Consider the following 18,728-nt stretch of genomic DNA (forward strand, 5'->3'; position numbering starts at 1 on the left):
TGCGCAGCCGCCACGGCATGACCACCGATTCGAGCTGGACGGCCAGGTTCATCTTCGACTCGCCGGCGGTGCGGTCCTCGAAGTGGATGGGCACCTCCATGACCGTGTACCCGGCCTTGAGCGCGCGGTACTTCATCTCCACCTGGAAGCTGTAGCCGGCGCTGTCGACGGTCTCCAGGTCGATGGCGTCCAGGGCGGCGGCGGACCAGAGGTTGAAGCCTCCGGTGATGTCCCGCACGCGGGTGCCCAGGATCGTGCTGGCGTAGGCGTTGGCCCAGCGGGAGAGGGCCTTTCTGTGGGCGCCCCACGCGTCGGAGAGGGAGCCGCCGGGCACGTAGCGGCTGCCGACGACGACGTCCGCACCGGTGGCGAGGGCGACCCCGAGCAGCTCGGGGATCTTCTCCGCGGGGTGGCTGCCGTCGGCGTCCATCTGCAGGACGTAGGAGGCTCCTTCGGCGACGGCCCGGGCCATGCCGGCGGCGTAGGCGCGGCCGAGCCCGTCCTTGGTGGTGCGGTGCAGGACGCCCACCCGGCTCCGGCCGGGTTCGTTGTACTTCTCGGCCAGCTGTTCGGCGATGGCGCCGGTGCCGTCGGGGCTGTTGTCGTCGACGACCAGCAGCCTCAGGCCCTCCAGCGGCAGGGCCATGAGCGCCTCCGCCATGGTGGCCAGGTTCGCCGCCTCGTTGTACGTGGGCATGACGACGGTCGTCGCGGTGCCGCCCCACTCGGCGGGCAGCGGGGGCGCCGCGGCGGGGGTGTGTGGTGCGCTCATGGGCTCGGTCCTCGTGGGTTCGTCGGCAGGGAGACTGCGGGGGACGGAGGGCGTCGGAGACGTAGGGGACTTCGAGGAGCCTGAGGGCGCCGGGGCCGGACCGGCGTCAGGCGGCGGAGAAGCGGATGGCCGCGTCGGGAATGACCGTGCCGCACCAGACGCGGGCGCCGTCGCACAGTTCGTTGTCGGCGCCGACCTCCGCGCGGTCGCCGATCACCACGCCGTCGAGGGCGGTGCGCGGGCCGACCCGGGCGTCCCGGCCGATCATGCTGGCGCGGATCCGGGCGCCCGCCGCGATGCGCGCGCCGTCCAGCACGACGGACCCCTCGACGTCCGCGCCGGCCTCGACGTGCGCTCCGGCGCCGATGACGGTCCCGCCGGACAGGCGGGCCCCTTCCTCGACGCGGGCGCCGGGCAGCACCAGGTGTTCGCCCGGTTCGCCGGGGACGGCGGGCGAGCGGACGACCCCGCGGACGAGGTCGGCCGACGCCTGGACGAAGGAGGCGGGGCGGCCGAGGTCCAGCCAGTAGGAGGCGTCGACCACGCCGTGCAGCAGCGCGCCGGAGGCCAGCAGGCCGGGGAAGGTCTCGCGCTCGACGGAGACCGGGCGACCGGCGGGGATGGTGTCGATGACGTCGCGGCGGAAGACGTAGGCGCCGGCGTTGATCTGATCGGTGACGATCTCCTCGGGGCGGCCGGGCTTCTCCGTGAAGGCCAGGACGCGCCCGTCGGCGTCGGTGGGGACGAGCCCGAAGGCCCTGGGATCGGCCACCCTGGTCAGGTGCAGGGTGACGTCGGCCTGAGCCCGCTCGTGGCGGCGCAGCAGGCCCCTGATGTCCAGTCCGGTGAGGATGTCGCCGTTGAAGACGAGGACGGGACCGCGCGGGCCGGTGACGAGGGCCTCCGCCGCGCTGCGGATGGCGCCGCCGGTGCCGAGCGGTTCCTTCTCGGTGACGTACGTCAGGCGCAGGCCGTGGGCGGACCCGTCGCCGAAGTAGGGCTCGAAGACCTCGGCGAGGTAGGAGGTGGCGAGGACGACGTGCCCGACGCCGGCGGCCCGGGCGCGGGCCAGCTGGTGGGCGATGAAGGGCACTCCGGCGGCCGGGACCATCGGCTTCGGCGTGTTGAGGGTGAGCGGCCGGAGCCGGGTCCCCTTGCCGCCGACGAGCAGTACCGCCTCTGTCATGCCACTGTCCTCGCCGTCGTCTTCGCACTGTGTCAGTTTTTGCGGCAATTTACACTACAATCAGTTCTCTGCGGCAAATGTCTGCTTTGCGTGGCGGCCATACCGGGACGACCGTATTGGGAGAGGCCCTTGCGACCCTTGCGACCAGCGGCGACGTCGGGGCTCGCGGCCCTCGGCCGGGAATTCGCCAAGTTCGGCGTCGTCGGCGGCCTCGGCATCGTCGTCAACCTCGCGGTCTTCAACCTCTGCCGTACGGTCACCGGCCTCCCGGTCGTGCGCTGCAGCGTGGTCGCGACCCTGGTCGCCATCGCCTTCAACTACCTGGGCCTGCGTCACTTCGCCTACCGCGACCGCGACCGGAGCCGGCGCAGCCGCCAGATCGCCCTCTTCGCCGCCTTCAGCGCCATCGGGCTGGTCATCGAGAACGGGGTGCTCTACGTCGCCACGTACTCCTTCGGCTGGGACACCCCGTTCCAGAACAACCTCTTCAAGTTCCTGGGCATCGGCGCCGCCACGCTCTTCCGCTTCTGGTCCTACCGCGCCTGGGTGTTCAGGGCCCTGGCGCCGGGCGACCCCGCCTCTCACGGCGACCCCTCGAACAGCACCAGCAACCCCGCCGCGTACCACCCCGAGACCACCGCACCCCCACCGTAGAGACACACCCGCACCCCAAGCGGAGCACGGGCGAGCGGCCTGGCCGCCAACAGCAGCAGAACCGGCAGGAACGGCAGCATGAAGCGCGGCTTGGACAACGGCGAACCCGGCGTTCCCACCATCAGCACCCACGCCCCCGCGACCGCCACGACCAGCTGCCACGGCACCTTCCGGTCCCGCGCCAGCGCCAGCACCCCGATCGCCCCCAGCACCACCACCGCGATCACCGCGGCCGACCGCAGGTCGCCTATCCGGCCCGCGTGCCGGTAGAGCAGCATCCCCTTCAGCACCTGCACGGTGCCCGCGCCGAAGTCGAAGGACTGGCCCCACGCGCGCTCGGCCTCGAACCAGCCGTCCACCCGGCCCACCTTGCTCCCCAGGTACAGCCAGCTCCCCAGCAGCCCCAGGGGCGCCGTCAGCAGCGCGACCCAGGCCTGCCAGCCGCCCCGGCGCCGCACCAGCTCCCACCCGGCGGCCAGCACGACCGTGCCGACCAGCACCGTGGCGCTCGGCCGCACCGTCCCCGCCACGACGCACAGTGCGGCCGCCGTCAGCCAGCGCCGCGCCAGTATGGCCACCAGCGCCCAGATCAGGGCCGCGCTGAACACGCCCTCCGAGTACGGCACCCACAGCGCGAACGCGTACGGCGAGCAGGCCCACAGCGCCACGCACGCGTACCCGGCGCCCGGCCGGCCGCCGACGGCGCGCACCAGCCGGAACACCCCCGCGGCAGCCACCGCGGCGCCCGTCCACGACACCACCACCCCCGACCACGCAAGGGACAGCCCCGTCACCAGCCGCACCGACCGGATCAGCCCGGGCACCAGTGGGAAGAACGCCAGCCTGCTGAACTTCGGTTCCCCGTCCGGACCGTAGGGGATCGCCCCCGGATAGCCGCGCTTGGCGATGTGCAGGTAATTGCCGCTGTCCCACCGGTGCAGCAGCACTTCCGGACCCCGCCCGAGATGGCGGCTCACCAGCAGGAGCACCGCGAAGCCGACCCCCGACACCACCAGGTAGAGGGCCACCGCGCGGGCCGTCCCGTGGCGCGGGGGCGCGGGCGGCGAGGGCGGGGCGGCAGGGCGCGCGCCGACGGACCGGGCTGCGGAGGAGGGCCCGGACGTCAACCGGGAAACGGCCTTCATCCGTCCCTCTTAGCACGGCAAAAGGACGACCCCGGGGGTTTTGTCCCCAGGGCCGTCCTTTGTTCACTCCGGCGTCAGCCGTGCGTCAATTCCACGCGGCGCACGGCACGGGCGGACTGCCCGGGCGCACGCTCCGGCAGGCGGCTCAGGTGTGCGTCCGCAGCAGGGTGCGCATCGTCCGCATGGCCACCGACAGGTTGGCCAGGTCGAACGCGTCCGAGCCGTGGATCTCGTCGAGCGTGGTGCGCGCCCGGCTGAGGATCGCCGCGTTCTTCTCCTCCCAGGCCTGGAAGCGCTGCTCCGGCGTCGAGGAGCCGTTGCCCACCGAGAGGATGTCGGCCGTCAGCGCGGCGTGGGCCGCGTACAGGTCCTCGCGGATGGAGGCACGGGCCATGGACTGCCAGCGGTCCGCGCGCGGCAGCTCGATGATCCGGTCCATCAGCTGGGTGATGTGCAGCCGGTCCCCGAGGTCGTAGTAGACCTCGGCCACGTCCAGCGGCTCCTTGCCGGCGCGGTCGGCGACCGCGACGACGTCCAGGGCCGGGAAGACGGAGGAGAAGCCCGCCACGCGCACGGCCAGCTCGTCCGGCACCCCGGCGTCCACCAGCTCGTCACGGATGGACTGCCACCACTCCATGTCGGCGCCCTTGAGCAGCTTGGGCAGCTCGGCCCAGACCTTGGCGACGCCGTCGTGGAAGAACTCGATCGTCCCGGCCAGCTCCAGCGGCTGCGGCCGGTTGTTGAGCAGCCAGCGGGTGCCGCGCTCGACCAGGCGCCGCGAGTGCAGCCGGATACGGGTCTGCACGTCGGCCGCGACCACGTTGTCCAGGCCCTCGACGGCGTCCCACACGGAACCCAGCTCGAAGATCGCGCGAGCCGCGGCCTGCGCCCGGACGATCTCCTCCAGCGAGGCCCCGGTCTCCTCCCGCAGACGGTGCAGGAAGGTCGAGCCGCCGCTGTTGACGGTGTCGTTGACCAGGACGGTGGTGATGATCTCCCGGCGCAGGGCGTGGGCGTCGACCTGCTCGGCGAAGCCGGTGCGCAGCGCCTGCGGGAAGTAGGCGTGCAGCAGCCGCTCCAGGTACGGGTCGTCCGGCAGCCCGGTGCCGAGCAGCTCCTCGGCCGTGGTGATCTTGATGTAGGCGAGGAGGACGGCCAGCTCCGGCTGGGTCAGCCCGCGGCCCGCGGAGAGCCGCTCGCGGATCAGCCGGTCGTTGGGCAGGAACTCCAGGGCCCGGTCCAGGTGGCCGTCCCGGCCGAGGCGGCGCATGATCCGCTGGTGGGCGTGGAGCAGGCTGGGGGCCTGTTCCACGGCGTTGGCCAGGGCCACGTTCTGCGCGTAGTTGTTGCGCAGGACCAGCTCGCCGACCTCGTCGGTCATCTCGGCGAGGAGCTTGTTGCGCTGCTTGACGGTCATGTCGCCGTCGATCACGAGCGCGTTGAGCAGGATCTTGATGTTCACCTCGTGGTCGGAGGTGTCCACGCCGGCGCTGTTGTCGATGGCGTCGGTGTTGATCCGGCCGCCGCCCACGGCGAACTCGATCCGGCCGAGCTGGGTCAGGCCCAGGTTGCCGCCCTCGCCGACGACCTTGACGCGCAGGTCCTGGCCGTCGACGCGGATGGCGTCGTTGGCCTTGTCGCCGACGTCCGCGTGGGACTCGGCCGAGGCCTTGACGTACGTGCCGATGCCGCCGTTCCACAGCAGGTCGACCTGGGCGCGCAGGATGGCCTTCATCAGCTCGGCAGGGGTCATCTTGGTGACGCCCTGCTCGATGCCGAGGGCCTGCCGCACGTGGGCGTTGACCGGGATCGACTTGGCGGTACGGGGGTGGATGCCGCCGCCCTGCGAGAGCAGCTCGGTGTTGTAGTCGGCCCAGGACGAGCGGGGCAGCTCGAACAGGCGGCGCCGCTCGGCGTAGGAGACGCCCGCGTCCGGGGTCGGGTCGATGAAGATGTGGCGGTGGTCGAAGGCGGCCACCAGGCGGATGTGCTCGGAGAGCAGCATGCCGTTGCCGAAGACGTCACCGGACATGTCGCCGACGCCGACGACCGTGAAGTCCTGCGTCTGGGTGTTGTGGCCCAGCTCGCGGAAGTGGCGCTTGACCGACTCCCAGGCGCCGCGGGCGGTGATGCCCATGCCCTTGTGGTCGTAGCCGGCCGAGCCGCCGGAGGCGAAGGCGTCGCCGAGCCAGAAGCCGTAGGACTGGGCGACCTCGTTGGCGATGTCGGAGAACGTCGCGGTGCCCTTGTCGGCGGCGACGACGAGGTAGGTGTCGTCCTCGTCGTGGCGGACGACGTCCTTCGGGGGCACGACCTCGCCGCCGACCATGTTGTCGGTGATGTCGAGGAGGCCGGAGATGAACGTCTTGTACGAGGCGATGCCCTCGGCCAGCCACGCGTCGCGGTCCACCGACGGGTCGGGCAGGCGCTTGCCGACGAAGCCGCCCTTGGCGCCCACCGGCACGATGACGGTGTTCTTCACCATCTGGGCCTTGACCAGGCCGAGGATCTCGGTGCGGAAGTCCTCGCGCCGGTCGGACCAGCGCAGACCGCCGCGCGCGACCTTGCCGAAGCGCAGGTGCACGCCCTCCACCCGCGGCGAGTACACCCAGATCTCGAACGCCGGGCGGGGCGCCGGCAGCTCGGGGATGGCCTGCGGGTCGAGCTTGAGGGACAGGTACGGGCGCGGCGTGCCGTCGGCGTTGCGCTGGAAGTGGTTGGTGCGCAGCGTGGCCTTGATGACCGTGAGGAAGGCCCGCAGGATGCGGTCCTCGTCCAGGCTGGCGACCTGGTCCAGGGCGCCGTCCAGCTCCTCCAGCAGGCCGTCGATGAGCTCGTTGCCGGCGCGCTGGAGCGCGGGCGACATCCGGGCCTCGAAGAGGTTGACCAGCAGGCGGGTGGTGTGGACGTTGTTGCTGAGGGTGTCCTCCATGTACGCCTGGCTGAACGGCCAGGCGGCCTGCCGGAGGTACTTGGCGTAGGCCCGCAGCACCATGGCCTGCCGCCAGTCCAGGCCGGCGCGCAGGACGAGGTTGTTGAAGTTGTCGTTCTCCGCGGCACCGGTCCACACGGCCGCGAAGGCCTCCTGGAAGCGGATGCGGGCGTCGTCGCCCTCGATCCGCTCGGGCATCCGCAGACCGAAGTCGTAGATCCAGGCGGTGGTGCGGTCCGAGCAGCGCAGCTCGTACGGGCGCTCGTCGACGACCTCGACGCCGAGGCGGTGGAGCACCGGCAGCACGGCGGACAGCGAGACCGGCTCGCCCGTGCGGTAGATCTTGAAGCGGCGCTCGCCGGGGGCCGCGCCGACCGGCTCGTACAGGCTGAGCTCGAAGTCGCGGTCGCCGCCGGCGACGGTGAGCTTCTCCAGGTGACCGAGGTCGGAGACGGCGCTGCGGGGGCTGTGGTCGGCCTTGTAGCCCTCGGGGAAGGCCTGGCCGTAGCGGCGCAGCAGCTCGGCGGCGCGCTCCTCGCCGGCCTCGGCGGTCAGCGTCTCGGCGAAGCCGTCCGCCCAGGAGCGGGCGGCCTCGACCAGGCGGGCCTCGATGCGGTCGGCGTCGGCGTCGGTGAGCTCGCGCAGGGTCGCGCCCGGCTCGACGCGGACGACGAAGTGCAGCCGGGAGAGGACCGACTCGGTGTTCCAGGCGGTGAAGTCGACGCTGGAGCCGCCGAGCTCCTCCTTGAGGATGTCGATCAGGCGCAGCCGCACACCGGTGGTGTAGCGGTCGCGCGGGAGGTAGACCAGCGCCGAGTAGTAGCGCCCGTACTCCTCCTGGCGCAGGTACAGCCGCAGCCGGCGGCGCTCCTGGAGGTAGAGCACGCTGGTGGCGATGGAGCGCAGCTGCTCGGCGGCGATCTGGAAGAGCTCGTCGCGCGGGTAGGTCTCCAGGATCTGGAGGAGGTCGCGGCCGTCGTGGCTGTCGGGCGTGAAGCCGGCGTCGGCGAGGACCTGCTGGACCTTGCGGCGGACGACGGGCACGCGGCGCACGGACTCGGTGTACGCGGCGGAGGAGAACAGGCCGAGGAAGCGGCGCTCGCCGGTCACGTTGCCGTCGGCGTCGAACTTCTTCACCCCGACGTAGTCGAGGTAGGAGGGGCGGTGGACCGTGGCACGGCTGTTGGCCTTGGTCAGGACGAGCAGCTTGTGCTCGCGGGCCTTGGCGCGGGCGTCGGCGGGCAGCCGGTTGAACGAGGGGGACGACGGGCGGGGCAGGTGCGAGTGCGGGCCGCCCGCGCGCTGCTGCTCGTCGTGGTGGGGATCGGAGCGCAGGATGCCGAGGCCGGTGCCGGGGACGGCGCTGAGCATGTCCTCCTCGCCGCCTTCGGTGGCGACCTTCGTCAGCTCGTACTCGCGGTAGCCGAGGAAGGTGAAGTGGTCCGCGGCCAGCCAGCGCAGCAGCTCGCCGGCCTCGGTGGTGTCCGACGGGGCGACGTCGCCGGGGAGGGGCTCCTTGGGGAGGCCGTCGGCGATGCGCAGGGCGGCGTCGCGCATCTTGGACCAGTCCTCGACGGCCTCGCGGACGTCGGACAGGACGCGCAGCAGGTCGGCGGTGATCTGCTTGAGGTCGCCGCGGTCGGTCTCGCGGTCGATCTCGACGTGGATCCAGGACTCGGTGAGCGCGTCGTGCGGCAGGACGGCGTCCTTGCCGCTGCCGTGGGCTTCGCAGTTGGAGCCGAGGACCTCGAGCAGGCGGCCGGTGACGTCACGGCGCACGATGACCTGCGGGTGGATCACGACGTGGATGCCGCGGCCCTGGCGGGAGAGCTCGTTGGTGACCGAGTCGACCAGGAAGGGCATGTCGTCGGTGACGACCTCGACGACGGAGTGGCTGCAGGTCCAGCCGTTCTCCTCGACGGTCGGGGTGTGCACCCGGACGTTGGCCGTGCCCTGCGGGCGGTTCTCGGCGAGGCGGTAGTGCGAGACCGCGGCGCCGTAGACGTCGACCGGGTCACGGCCCGTGAGGTCCTCCGGCGCCGTGTGCAGGTAGTAGCGCTGGAGGTACGCGGTCAGGGTCTCCCGGTCGAGTCCCGTCTCGCCCTTCGGCCCGGTCGGTTGTGGCCCCCCGGCAGGGCTGTTCTCAGCGACGCGGGCCGCCCTCTCGAGCAGCTCTGCCTTGGCTTCGTCCAGCTTGGTCTGCATGTCCTCTGGCTCCTGTCGCGCGCCGTTGCGTGACATAGGTGGTGAAGGCATCACGCCGCGACGCGGGGTCTCCGGTCGTCTTCGACGGTATGCCGGAATGAGGGATGACCGGAGCGGTCCGGGCCGATTCGGCCACATGCGCTCCGCTCGGGCGACCAGCGGCCTCCCGGGTGCCGTGGCACTCCGGGCGCAGGACAGGGGCGCCGTCGCCCCCGCTGGATATCGCGCTGATCACCCCGTAAGGCTATCGCTCTTCCCCCGGGAGGCGTCACGAGCGGTTTGTGTACAAAACCCGGGGCCCATCTTTGACGATATGGACAGCGCGTTCAGCGGGTCAGCCGCTCCGCCTCCGCGACGGCCTCCACCAGCGTGTCCACGACGGGCACCCCGGCCCCGGTGAGCCCGGCCCGGTCGTGCGAGCCGCCCGTGTACAGCACCGCGTGCGCACCCACGTGGGCCGCCGCCACCGCGTCGTCGAGGGCGTCGCCGATGACGACCGTGCGCACCGCGGGTATGCCCTCGGCCGCGAGGCCCGCGACGTGGCGGGCCATGTGCTCGGCCTTGCTGCCGCCGGAGGGGCCCGTCCGCCCGTCCACCCGGACGAACCTCCGCTCGATGCCGAACGTGCGCACGAGCGGCATCAAGTTCTCGTGCCCGTACATCGACATGATCGACTGGGTGCCGCCGGTCTCCTGCCAGTGCTCCAGCAGCTTCTCGGCACCCTCGGCGAGGCCGCAGCGCAGGTGGTGGTCGTGGTAGTGCCGCTGGAAGGCCCCGTCCATGTGCTCCCACTCGGCGGCGGTGGGGAGGCGGCCCATCAGCCGCTCGTAGAAGCGCGGGATGGGGACGCAGTACAGCGCGCGGTAGCGCTCCAGCGTGATCGGCTCCAGTCCGATCTCCGCGAAGGCGGCGTTGGTCGCCGTTATCACCGCGTCGACGTCGTGAAAGAGCGTGCCGTTCCAGTCCCACACGATGTGGGCCGCGTGCTTCCCCATGCGGAAACTGTACGGCTCGGCTGTGACAACGCCGCCCCGGGACCGCGGCCGGCCCTGGATCGGAGTCGGCCCGGGGCCGGGGCCGGCCCTAGATCAGGTTGGGGATCTCCTGCACGCCGAACCACATCAGCTCGTGGTCCTCGGCCCCGTCGACCGTGAACTGCGCGTCGTCGTCACCGCGGTCGGCGGCGCCCAGCGCCGCGGCAGCCGCCGCGACGTCCTCCTCCGCGTCGCCGGAGTCGACGTGCACGGCCGCGGCCTTCGCCAGCGGCACCGCCTCCGAGAGCCGCACCTCGCCGTACGCGGACTGGTCCAGCCCGCGCTCGGGGTCGGTGGCCACGGCGCCCTCGGGCACGTCGACCGCGACGACCACGCGGCGGCGGGGCGCCTCCGGGTCGGCGGCGAGCAGGCGCAGGGAGCCCTGGGCCGCACGCCCCAGGGCCGCGTACTCCAGCTCCTCGACGTCGTCGGAGCGGTACCACTCGCGCAGGGCCGGGGTGATGGCGAAGGCGTCCAGCGGAGCCGGGCCCAGCACTCCCGCCTTGTGCGCCTCGGCGAGACCGGGGAGGGTCAAGGGGACGTAGACGCGCATGACCGCCGCTTTCCTTCGATCCTGGGGACGTTTCGGTTGTGAGGTCAGCATACGGGCGCGCGTCCCCCTTCGAAGTGCAGGTGAGCCGCTTGCGGGCGGCTCCGCGGCACCCCGTGTCGCGCCGCGGAGCACCCGGCCGCCCCGTGCCGCCCCCGGGTCCCCCGAATAGGTGAAAAACCCACGGGTGGCTCCGGCCCCGGCTCCGTCCTTGCCGCCCTCCGTCACCCCCGATAGAAGATCACCCGACGGAAGCTACCGCCCGGTAATCCCGCCGGGCCCGGCACCGCGAGGGGGCGGCCAGCATGAGGACCGGCATCAACAGGACCACCGGCGGCAGGACCACCGGCAGGACGACCGGCCGCACCGGCAGGCCCGCCGCCCGGACCGCGCCCGCGCGGCGCACCGACTCCCGCCGCCCGGCCCCGGACCCCGCCGCGCGCCGCCGCGAACGCGAGCGCCTGCCGCGCTACTGGTTCGCCGAGCGGCTCCTGCTCACCCTCAGCGGCCAGCGCCCCGTCCACTGGATGCTCGGCCACACCCTGGGCGCCGCGTACGACCAGCTGGCCGCCCTGGCGCCGCACGCGCCGCTGCTGCCCGCCCCGCCGGGCCGCACCCCCGCCGTCAGGCACTGCGACGAGTTCCGGCCCTCCCCGGGCGTCATCGAGGCCTTCGCCCGGATCACCTGCGGGGACCGGCTGCTCGCGCTCGCCTTCCGCCTGGAGCGCTGCACCGACCAGCGCTGGCGGTGCTCGGCCGTGGAGCTCGGCGGCACCCGCCTCATGCCCGAAGGCTCACGCCCGACGAACCGCCGGGGTCACTTCTTGCGACGACGGCCGCCGCTGTTCTTCTGCGCCTTGCGGCGCTCGGCACGGGTCATGCCGTCCGCCGCCGAACGGAACTCGCCCGTGTCGTCACTGGCGTAGTCGGTCTCGATCGTGCCGCCCGCACCGTCGACCGTCGGGGCCGAGAAGTGCAGCCGGTCCGGCCGCTGCGGCTGCGCGAGACCCTTCGCACGGATCTCGGGACGGGCCGCGGGGATGGTGTCCTGGACCTTGTCCAGGGACGGCGCGGCCTCCTCGACCGGGACCTCCTCCAGCTGCTGGTCGACCTGGACCTCCAGGTTGAACAGGTAGCCGACGGACTCCTCCTTGATGCCCTCCATCATGGCCTGGAACATGTCGAAGCCCTCGCGCTGGTACTCCACCAGCGGGTCCTTCTGGGCCATGGCCCGCAGGCCGATGCCCTCCTGGAGGTAGTCCATCTCGTAGAGGTGCTCACGCCACTTGCGGTCCAGCACCGAGAGCACCACGCGGCGCTCCAGCTCGCGCATGATGTCGGAGCCCAGCTGCTCCTCGCGCGCCGCGTACTGCTCGTTGATGTCGTCCTTGATGGACTCGGCGATGAACTCGGCCGTGATACCCGCGCGGTCGCCCGCCGCCTCCTCCAGCTCCTCGATGGTCACCTTCACCGGGTAGAGCTGCTTGAAGGCGCCCCACAGGCGCTCCAGGTCCCACTCCTCGGCGAAGCCCTCGACGGTCTCCTGGCGGATGTAGTCGTCGATGGTGTCGTCCATGAAGTGCTGGATCTGCTCCTGCAGGTCCTCGCCCTCCAGGACGCGGCGGCGCTCGCCGTAGATGACCTCACGCTGGCGGTTGAGCACCTCGTCGTACTTCAGGACGTTCTTGCGCGTCTCGAAGTTCTGCTGCTCGACCTGGGACTGCGCGGAGGCGATGGCCCGGGTGACCATCTTGTTCTCGATCGGCACGTCGTCGGGCACGTTGGCCATGGCCATCACGCGCTCGACCATCTGGGCCTTGAACAGGCGCATCAGGTCGTCGCCCAGCGACAGGTAGAAGCGCGACTCGCCCGGGTCGCCCTGACGGCCGGAACGACCGCGCAGCTGATTGTCGATGCGGCGCGACTCGTGGCGCTCCGTGCCGAGCACGTAGAGGCCGCCGAGCTCCTTGACCTCCTCGAACTCGGTCTTGACCGCGGCCTCGGCCCGCTCCAGGGCGCCGGGCAGCGCGGCCGCCCACTCCTCGACGTGCTCCACCGGGTCGAGGCCCCTCTGGCGCAGCTCCGCCTCGGCGAGGTCGTCCGGGTTGCCGCCGAGCTTGATGTCGGTGCCGCGGCCGGCCATGTTCGTGGCGACGGTGACGGCGCCCTTGCGGCCGGCCTGCGCGACGATCGAGGCCTCGCGCTCGTGGTGCTTGGCGTTGAGCACCTCGTGCTGGATGCCGCGCTTGGAGAGCTGCTGGGACAGGTACTCCGACTTCTCCACGGAAGTGGTGCCGACCAGGATCGGCTGCCCCTTGTCGTGCTTCTCGGCGATGTCCTTCACCACGGCGTCGAACTTGGCGACCTCGGTGCGGTAGATGAGGTCGGACTGGTCCATACGGACCATCGGCCGGTTGGTCGGGATCGGCACCACGCCGAGCTTGTAGATCTGGTGGAACTCGGCGGCCTCGGTCATGGCCGTACCGGTCATGCCGGACAGCTTGCTGTAGAGGCGGAAGAAGTTCTGAAGGGTGATCGTGGCGAGGGTCTGGTTCTCGTCCTTGATCTCCACCCCTTCCTTCGCCTCGATGGCCTGGTGCATGCCCTCGTTGTAGCGGCGGCCCGCGAGGATACGGCCGGTGTGCTCGTCGACGATCATGACTTCGCCGTCCATGACGACGTAGTCCTTGTCCCGCTTGAAGAGCTCCTTCGCCTTGATGGCGTTGTTGAGGTAGCCCACCAGCGGGGTGTTGACCGACTCGTAGAGGTTGTCGATGCCCAGCCAGTCCTCGACCTTGGCGACGCCGGCCTCGTGGATGGCGACCGTGCGCTTCTTCTCGTCGACCTCGTAGTCGCCGGTCTCCTCGACGCCCTTCTGCGGGTTGGCCGGCTCGCCCTTCTTCAGGCGGGTGACCAGCTTGGCGAAGTCGCCGTACCACTTGGTGGCCTGGTCGGCCGGGCCGGAGATGATCAGCGGCGTACGGGCCTCGTCGACCAGGATCGAGTCGACCTCGTCGACCACGGCGAAGTTGTGCCCGCGCTGGACCAGCTCCTCCTGCGACCACGCCATGTTGTCGCGCAGGTAGTCGAAGCCGAACTCGTTGTTCGTGCCGTACGTGATGTCGCAGCCGTACTGCTCGCGGCGCTGCGCCGGCGTCATGTTCGCCAGGATGCAGCCGACCGACAGGCCGAGGAACTTGTGCACCCGGCCCATCAGCTCGGAGTCGCGCTCGGCCAGGTAGTCGTTGACCGTGATCAGGTGGACGCCCTTGCCCGACAGGGCGTTCAGGTACGCGGGCAGCGTGCCGACCAGGGTCTTGCCCTCACCGGTCTTCATCTCCGCCACGTAGCCCAGGTGCAGGGCGGCGCCGCCCATGAGCTGGACGTCGTAGTGACGCTGGCCGAGGACGCGCTTGGCGCCCTCGCGGACGGTCGCGAAGGCCTCGGGGAGCAGGTCGTCCAGGCTCTCCCCGTCGGCGTAGCGCTGCTTGTACTCGTCGGTCAGGGCGCGCAGCTCGGCGTCGGAGAGGTTGAGGAAGTCCTCTTCGATGGAATTGACCTGGTCCGCGATGCGGTGCAGCTTGCGCAGGATCTTGCCTTCTCCTGCACGCATGATCTTGCCGAAGACGGACACGTAGGCTAGCTCCTTGCCGGTCGGGCCTGGCACCGGTTCTCCCCCGCCGTGGGCAGGGGGCGGGTACGCGGGCACGACGGGACAGTCCCCGCCGCAACGGCCATCGTAAGCGAGGACCCCGCTGCGCCGGGAGGTCCGTCATCACCCGGGCCGGGTGTCACCCGCGGTGTCACCCGGATATGGAACGAGCGAATAATCCCGAAGGTGCCGGGCTGAGGGTCTTTACACTCCGCCCATGGACCCCATAGAGCTCACGACCGAGCGTCTGCTGCTGCGTCCCTTCGCCCCCGCCGACGCGGACGCGGTGCACACGGCCTGCCAGGACCCGGACATCCCCCGGTACACGAGCGTGCCCTCTCCGTACACGCCCGAGGACGCCCGGACCTTCATCGAGGAGACCTGCCCGGCCGGCTGGCGCGACGACACCATCTACACGTGGGGGGTCTTCACCCGGGAGGACGGCCGGCTCGCCGGCTCCATGTGCCTGGTGCGGCTCGCGCAGCTGCGCTCCCCCGAACGCCAGGCCGAGCTCGGCTACTGGACCGCCAAGGACCAGCGCGGCCGCGGGTACACCGCGGAGGCGGCCCGCGCGGTGGTCCGCTGGGCCTTCGAGACCCTGTGCGTCGAGCGCATGGAGTGGTACGCGGAGGCGGGCAACGAGGGCTCGCGCGCGGTGGCCCTGAAGGCCGGGTTCCGGATGGAGGGCGTCATGCGGTCGAAGATCGTGTACGGGGGCACGCGGCGCGACGCGTGGATCGGCTCCCTGCTCCCCTCGGACCTGGGCCTGCCCACCGCCGCCCCCTACCTGCCGTTTCCCGAGCGCGGCTGACCGGCTCCCCCCGGCCGTTGTCAGTGCCCCCGCCTAAGGTGACCGCCATGACAACTGCCGCCTCCGCCACGGCCCGTAAGCCCGAGCACCACCTGTCCGCCGATGACGCGCGCCGGCTGGCGCTGCGCGCCCAGGGCCTGCTGGGCGCGCCGGACCGGCGGGCGGGCACGCGCGGCGTGCTGCGGCACCTGGGGGCAGTCCAGCTGGACACGATCTCGGTGCTGGCCCGCTCGCACGAGCTGGTGCCGTACGCCCGGCTGGGCGCGGTCGGCCGGGGCGCGGTCGAGGAGGCGTACTGGTCGGGGGACCACGCCTTCGAATACTGGTCGCACGCCGCGTGCATCCTGCCCGTCGAGGAGTGGCCGCTGTTCGCCTTCCGCCGGCGGGCCTTCCAGGCCCGCGGGCACCGCTGGCACGTCATGGAGGACGCGGAGCGCTCGTGCGCGGCGGTCCGCGACCGGCTCAAGGCCGACGGCCCGCTGACGGCCACGGAGCTGGGCGGCGCCAAGAACGGCGGCGAGTGGTACGACTGGTCCGAGACGAAGATCGCGGTGGAGTGGCTGCTGGACACCGGCGAGGTGGTGTGCACCCGCCGGCGCGGCTGGAAGCGCGTGTACGACCTGGCGGAGCGCGCCGTGCCCGGCGCCCTCTTCCACGACGACCTGGACGACGCCGCGTGCACGCGGCGCCTGGTGGCGCAGGCCGGTGCCGCGATGGGCGTGGCCACCCGGGCGGACCTCGCGGACTACCACCGCCTCAAGGGCGAGCAGGTGGACGCCGTCATCGACGGGACCGGCCTGGTGCCGGTGGAGGTCGCGGGCTGGTCGAAGCCGGCGTGGGCCGACCCCGCGGCCCTGGCCGAGCAGCCCCGCGGCCGGCACCGCACGACGCTGCTGTCGCCGTTCGACTCGCTGGTCTGGGACCGCCCCCGCACGGAGCGGATCTTCGGCTTCACGCACCGCCTGGAGGCGTACGTCCCCAGGGAGAAGCGGATACACGGCTATTTCGCGATGCCCCTGCTGTCGGGTGGCCGGCTGCTCGGGCGCGTCGACCCGGCGCGCGACGGATCCACGCTGGTGGCCCGCCAGGTCTCCCTCGACGGGCCCAAGGCCGTGGCCCCGATGGCCGCGGCGCTGCGGGAGGCGGCGGAGTGGGTGGGCTGCGACGCCGTCCGGATCGAGCGCTGCGACGACGCGAAACTGGCCGCAGCGCTGATCACCGCCCTGGATTAGCTAACGGATCTCCAGGATCTTCTCGCGCATCGCGTACACCACCGCCTCCATCCTGGAGTGCAGCTGCAGCTTCTCCAGGATGTTGCGCACGTGGTTCTTGACGGTGTTCTCGGAGATGAACAACTCCTTCGCGATATCGCGGTTGTTCATCCCTGTGGCGACGAGCTTGAGGACCTCCAGCTCGCGGTCCGTCAGCCGGGGCGCCGGCACCAGCCGGCGCTCGTCCGTGCGCTGGATCATCGACTTGAACTCGGTGAGCAGCTTGGACGCCATCGACGGGCTGATCTGCGACTGCCCGTCGGCAACGGCCCGGATGGCGGTCGCCACTTCGTCCGTGGAGATCTCCTTGAGGAGATAGCCGGTCGCCCCGGCCTTGATGGCGTCGTAGAGGTCGGCTTCCTCATCGCTGATCGTCAGCATGATGATTTTCGCGCTGGGGGCCACCTCCTTGATGGAGGTGCACGCCTCGATGCCGCCGCGCTTGGGCATGCGGACGTCCATCAGCACGATGTCGGGCAGCAGGTCCGCCGCCTTGTCCACGGCCTCCGCACCGTCCCCGGCCTCGCCGACGACCTGGATGTCCTCCTCCTGCGCCAGGACGATCTCCAGGCCCCGGCGGAAGAGCGCGTGGTCGTCCACGACCAGGACCCGGATGGGCTCCTCGCGCGCCGCGCCCCTGCCCGTGCAGGCCTCGTCGTCGTCCTCGCCGGGCTCGAGTACGGGCCCGAACCTGTCCGCCATTGTTCCTCCCCCTGAAGACCCCTGAAGGCCCAGAGCCCCTCGCGGTTGCACTGTGCTGCGTGCTGCGCCGCCCAACCGGTTCCCCGGCGCCGGTGGTTGGCCGCCGGGTCATGATTTCATGCCGGGGGGCCGGGCGCTGCTTCCGTCGTCGCACACCGGCGCCCCGGGGGCGCGGGGGGCGCGCCCCGAGGGCACCGGACCGACGGTTACGGCAGATGGCGCGGGAGGCCGGAGCCCCCCGGCTCAGCCGCCCAGCTCCCCGCCCGCACCACCGGGCTCTCCTTCGAAGAGCGGGTCGGCATTGAGGTGGATGACGCCGTAGTCGTAGGCGTGTCGCCGGTAGACGACACTGGGTTGTTTGCTGTCGGAGTCGACGAACAGGTAGAAGTCGTGCCCGACCAACTCCATTTCGTAGAGCGCCTGGTCGAGGGTCATGGGCGCTGCGGAGTGGGTCTTCTCGCGGACCACCAGAGGGCCTTCGCCACGGATCTCCAGGGATCCCATGCGGGTGACCGGCACCCCGTCCGCCGCCTGCTCGACGGCGAGTTCACCGCTGTCGGTGAGCTCCGCGGCGCCGATGACGGTCGCCGCGACATCGCTCGCGGGGATGCGGCCGTTGCCCCGCCGGGTGTGGCGCTTGTCGTTCTGCTTGCGCAGTCGTGCTTCGAGCTTGCTGGTGGCCAGGTCCAGTGCGACGTACGGGTCGGTTGCTGCGGCCTCCGCCCGGATCACCGGTCCACGGGAACGCACCGTGATCTCCACCCGGTCGGAGCGGTCGGCCTGCCTGGGGTTGGGCTCCTTGGACACCTCGACGTCGAGGCTGATCACCTTGCCGTCGAGCTTCTGGATCTTGTCCAGCTTCAGCTTCTCGGCCACGTGCTTGCGAAAGCGCTCGGGCACCTCGGTCTTGCGGCCTTTGACGACGATGTCCACGCAGAACTCCGTTCCCGGATCGCCCCGCCGAAGGTGCGGAGCGCATCCCTCTTGCATCAGACTCCGGGGATACCCGGAGCCACCGACTTGGCGGTTTTCACCTCCTCCTCCCCCATCGGCAAGGTCTGCACCCCATCGACTTCAAGCTTCCGTGAAAGCGAGCAAAGCTCGCCATTCGGAAATGCGAGGCATAGCCCCTGCCATTCCTCACAACCGAACATATCTCGCTCGGACGCCTGTCGGTAGCCCCTACCGGGACGTACCTCCATTCAGGTGTTTCCTTGCCGTTACCATCAGCAACGAATGACGTTGCCCTTCAGTTCCGCTTCTTTTCGGCCTCGCGCGGGGGAACTCCGGACGCGGCCACGACGGCGGCGCCCAGCACGCTCGCACCCGCGAGGGAGACGGCACGTGCGGCCTCGGCGAGCGAAGCCCCCGTGGTCATCAGATCGTCTACCAGCACCACCGGCCCCTCGCGCATCAAGAGTCCCTCTCCTCCCATACGTACCCCCAGTGCGCCGGCCACATTCGCCCTGCGCTGCCGGGCGCCCAGCCCGGCCTGGTCGGCGACGACCCTGCACTGGCGCAGCACGGGCGCGGCGCGGGCGGGCAGACCGGCGGCGCGCAGGGCACGCGCGGCAGCGAGGGCCAGGCGCCGGCCGGCATCGTGACCGCGAGCGGCGACGGCACGGCGGGCCGAGGGGACGGGAACGAGCAGCAAGGGCCTTTCACCGGCCTCCAGGGCCCCTCCCCCGCCCCACCCGCCACCCTCCGGACAACTGGCCGCAGCGCGCACCGCACCCGCCAGGGCAGCCCCCAGCGGCTCCGCCAGCCCCAGCGCCCCGCGCTCCTTGTGGGCGAGCAGGGTGGAGCGCACCGGG

General features: G+C 71.4%; 13 protein-coding genes and 1 pseudogene. 4 read left to right on the plus strand and 10 right to left on the minus strand.

Annotated features, from left to right (window positions below; translation table 11 throughout):
• Together V7793_RS17880 and V7793_RS17885 are read right to left on the minus strand one after the other, a co-directional pair.
• Window positions 1-772, minus strand: a 772-nt coding sequence (locus V7793_RS17880) for a polyprenol monophosphomannose synthase (protein WP_336007656.1), incomplete at its 3' end; no start/stop codon positions are given.
• Window positions 773-878: 106 nt separating this feature from the next.
• Complete coding sequence (locus V7793_RS17885; protein WP_336007658.1) at window positions 879-1,958, minus strand: NDP-sugar synthase; 1,080 nt, start codon at window positions 1,956-1,958, stop codon at window positions 879-881.
• A 129-nt stretch (window positions 1,959-2,087) separates the two neighbouring features.
• Here V7793_RS17885 and V7793_RS17890 point away from each other — a divergent pair, with 129 nt between their 5' ends.
• On the plus strand, window positions 2,088-2,612 hold the full coding sequence (locus V7793_RS17890; RefSeq protein WP_336007662.1) for a GtrA family protein: 525 nt from the start codon (window positions 2,088-2,090) through the stop codon (window positions 2,610-2,612).
• Here the strand turns inward: V7793_RS17890 and V7793_RS17895 are convergent.
• The 4 genes from V7793_RS17895 to V7793_RS17910 all read right to left on the minus strand — a co-directional run bounded on the left by V7793_RS17895 (window position 2,540) and on the right by V7793_RS17910 (window position 10,481).
• On the minus strand, window positions 2,540-3,757 hold the full coding sequence (locus V7793_RS17895; RefSeq protein WP_336007664.1) for a hypothetical protein: 1,218 nt from the start codon (window positions 3,755-3,757) through the stop codon (window positions 2,540-2,542). The two genes, V7793_RS17890 and V7793_RS17895, sit on opposite strands and share 73 nt — an antisense overlap.
• 145 nt (window positions 3,758-3,902) lie before the next feature.
• Window positions 3,903-8,894 (minus strand): NAD-glutamate dehydrogenase, encoded by a 4,992-nt coding sequence (locus V7793_RS17900; protein ID WP_336007666.1) that lies wholly within the window; start codon window positions 8,892-8,894, stop codon window positions 3,903-3,905.
• Between the two features lie 326 nt (window positions 8,895-9,220).
• Window positions 9,221-9,889, minus strand: coding sequence for an HAD family hydrolase (locus tag V7793_RS17905; protein ID WP_336007668.1), 669 nt, complete (start codon window positions 9,887-9,889; stop codon window positions 9,221-9,223).
• A gap of 88 nt (window positions 9,890-9,977) precedes the next feature.
• Window positions 9,978-10,481: a DUF6912 family protein gene (locus V7793_RS17910; protein ID WP_168096513.1), complete on the minus strand. Its 504-nt coding sequence runs from the start codon at window positions 10,479-10,481 to the stop codon at window positions 9,978-9,980.
• Window positions 10,482-10,783: 302 nt separating this feature from the next.
• Here V7793_RS17910 and V7793_RS17915 point away from each other — a divergent pair.
• Window positions 10,784-11,260, plus strand: a pseudogene (locus tag V7793_RS17915) (Rv3235 family protein); the annotation flags it as partial.
• A 35-nt stretch (window positions 11,261-11,295) separates the two neighbouring features.
• Here V7793_RS17915 and secA read toward each other — a convergent pair.
• Window positions 11,296-14,112 (minus strand): preprotein translocase subunit SecA, encoded by a 2,817-nt coding sequence (secA, locus tag V7793_RS17920; RefSeq protein ID WP_336007669.1) that lies wholly within the window; start codon window positions 14,110-14,112, stop codon window positions 11,296-11,298.
• A gap of 235 nt (window positions 14,113-14,347) precedes the next feature.
• On the opposite strand from secA, the gene V7793_RS17925 reads away from it, so the two are divergent.
• Window positions 14,348-14,941 carry a GNAT family N-acetyltransferase gene (locus tag V7793_RS17925; RefSeq protein ID WP_336007671.1) on the plus strand — a complete coding sequence of 198 codons (594 nt, stop codon included), beginning with the start codon at window positions 14,348-14,350 and terminating at the stop codon, window positions 14,939-14,941.
• 47 nt (window positions 14,942-14,988) lie between these two features.
• Entirely contained in the window at window positions 14,989-16,173 is a 1,185-nt protein-coding gene (locus V7793_RS17930) for a winged helix-turn-helix domain-containing protein (protein WP_336007674.1), read from the plus strand.
• On the opposite strand, the gene V7793_RS17935 is transcribed toward V7793_RS17930, so the two are convergent.
• The 3 genes from V7793_RS17935 to V7793_RS17945 form a co-directional block, all read right to left on the minus strand.
• Entirely contained in the window at window positions 16,174-16,914 is a 741-nt protein-coding gene (locus V7793_RS17935; protein ID WP_058044204.1) for a response regulator, read from the minus strand.
• Between the two features lie 243 nt (window positions 16,915-17,157).
• Window positions 17,158-17,847, minus strand: coding sequence for a ribosome hibernation-promoting factor, HPF/YfiA family (gene hpf / locus V7793_RS17940; RefSeq protein ID WP_372504872.1), 690 nt, complete (start codon window positions 17,845-17,847; stop codon window positions 17,158-17,160).
• 316 nt (window positions 17,848-18,163) lie between these two features.
• On the minus strand, window positions 18,164-18,724 hold the full coding sequence (locus tag V7793_RS17945) for a ComF family protein (protein ID WP_336007678.1): 561 nt from the start codon (window positions 18,722-18,724) through the stop codon (window positions 18,164-18,166).
• Window positions 18,725-18,728: the final 4 nt, after the last annotated feature.

Source organism: Streptomyces sp. KLMMK, from assembly GCF_036961605.1.
GTDB lineage: Bacteria > Actinomycetota > Actinomycetes > Streptomycetales > Streptomycetaceae > Streptomyces > Streptomyces telluris.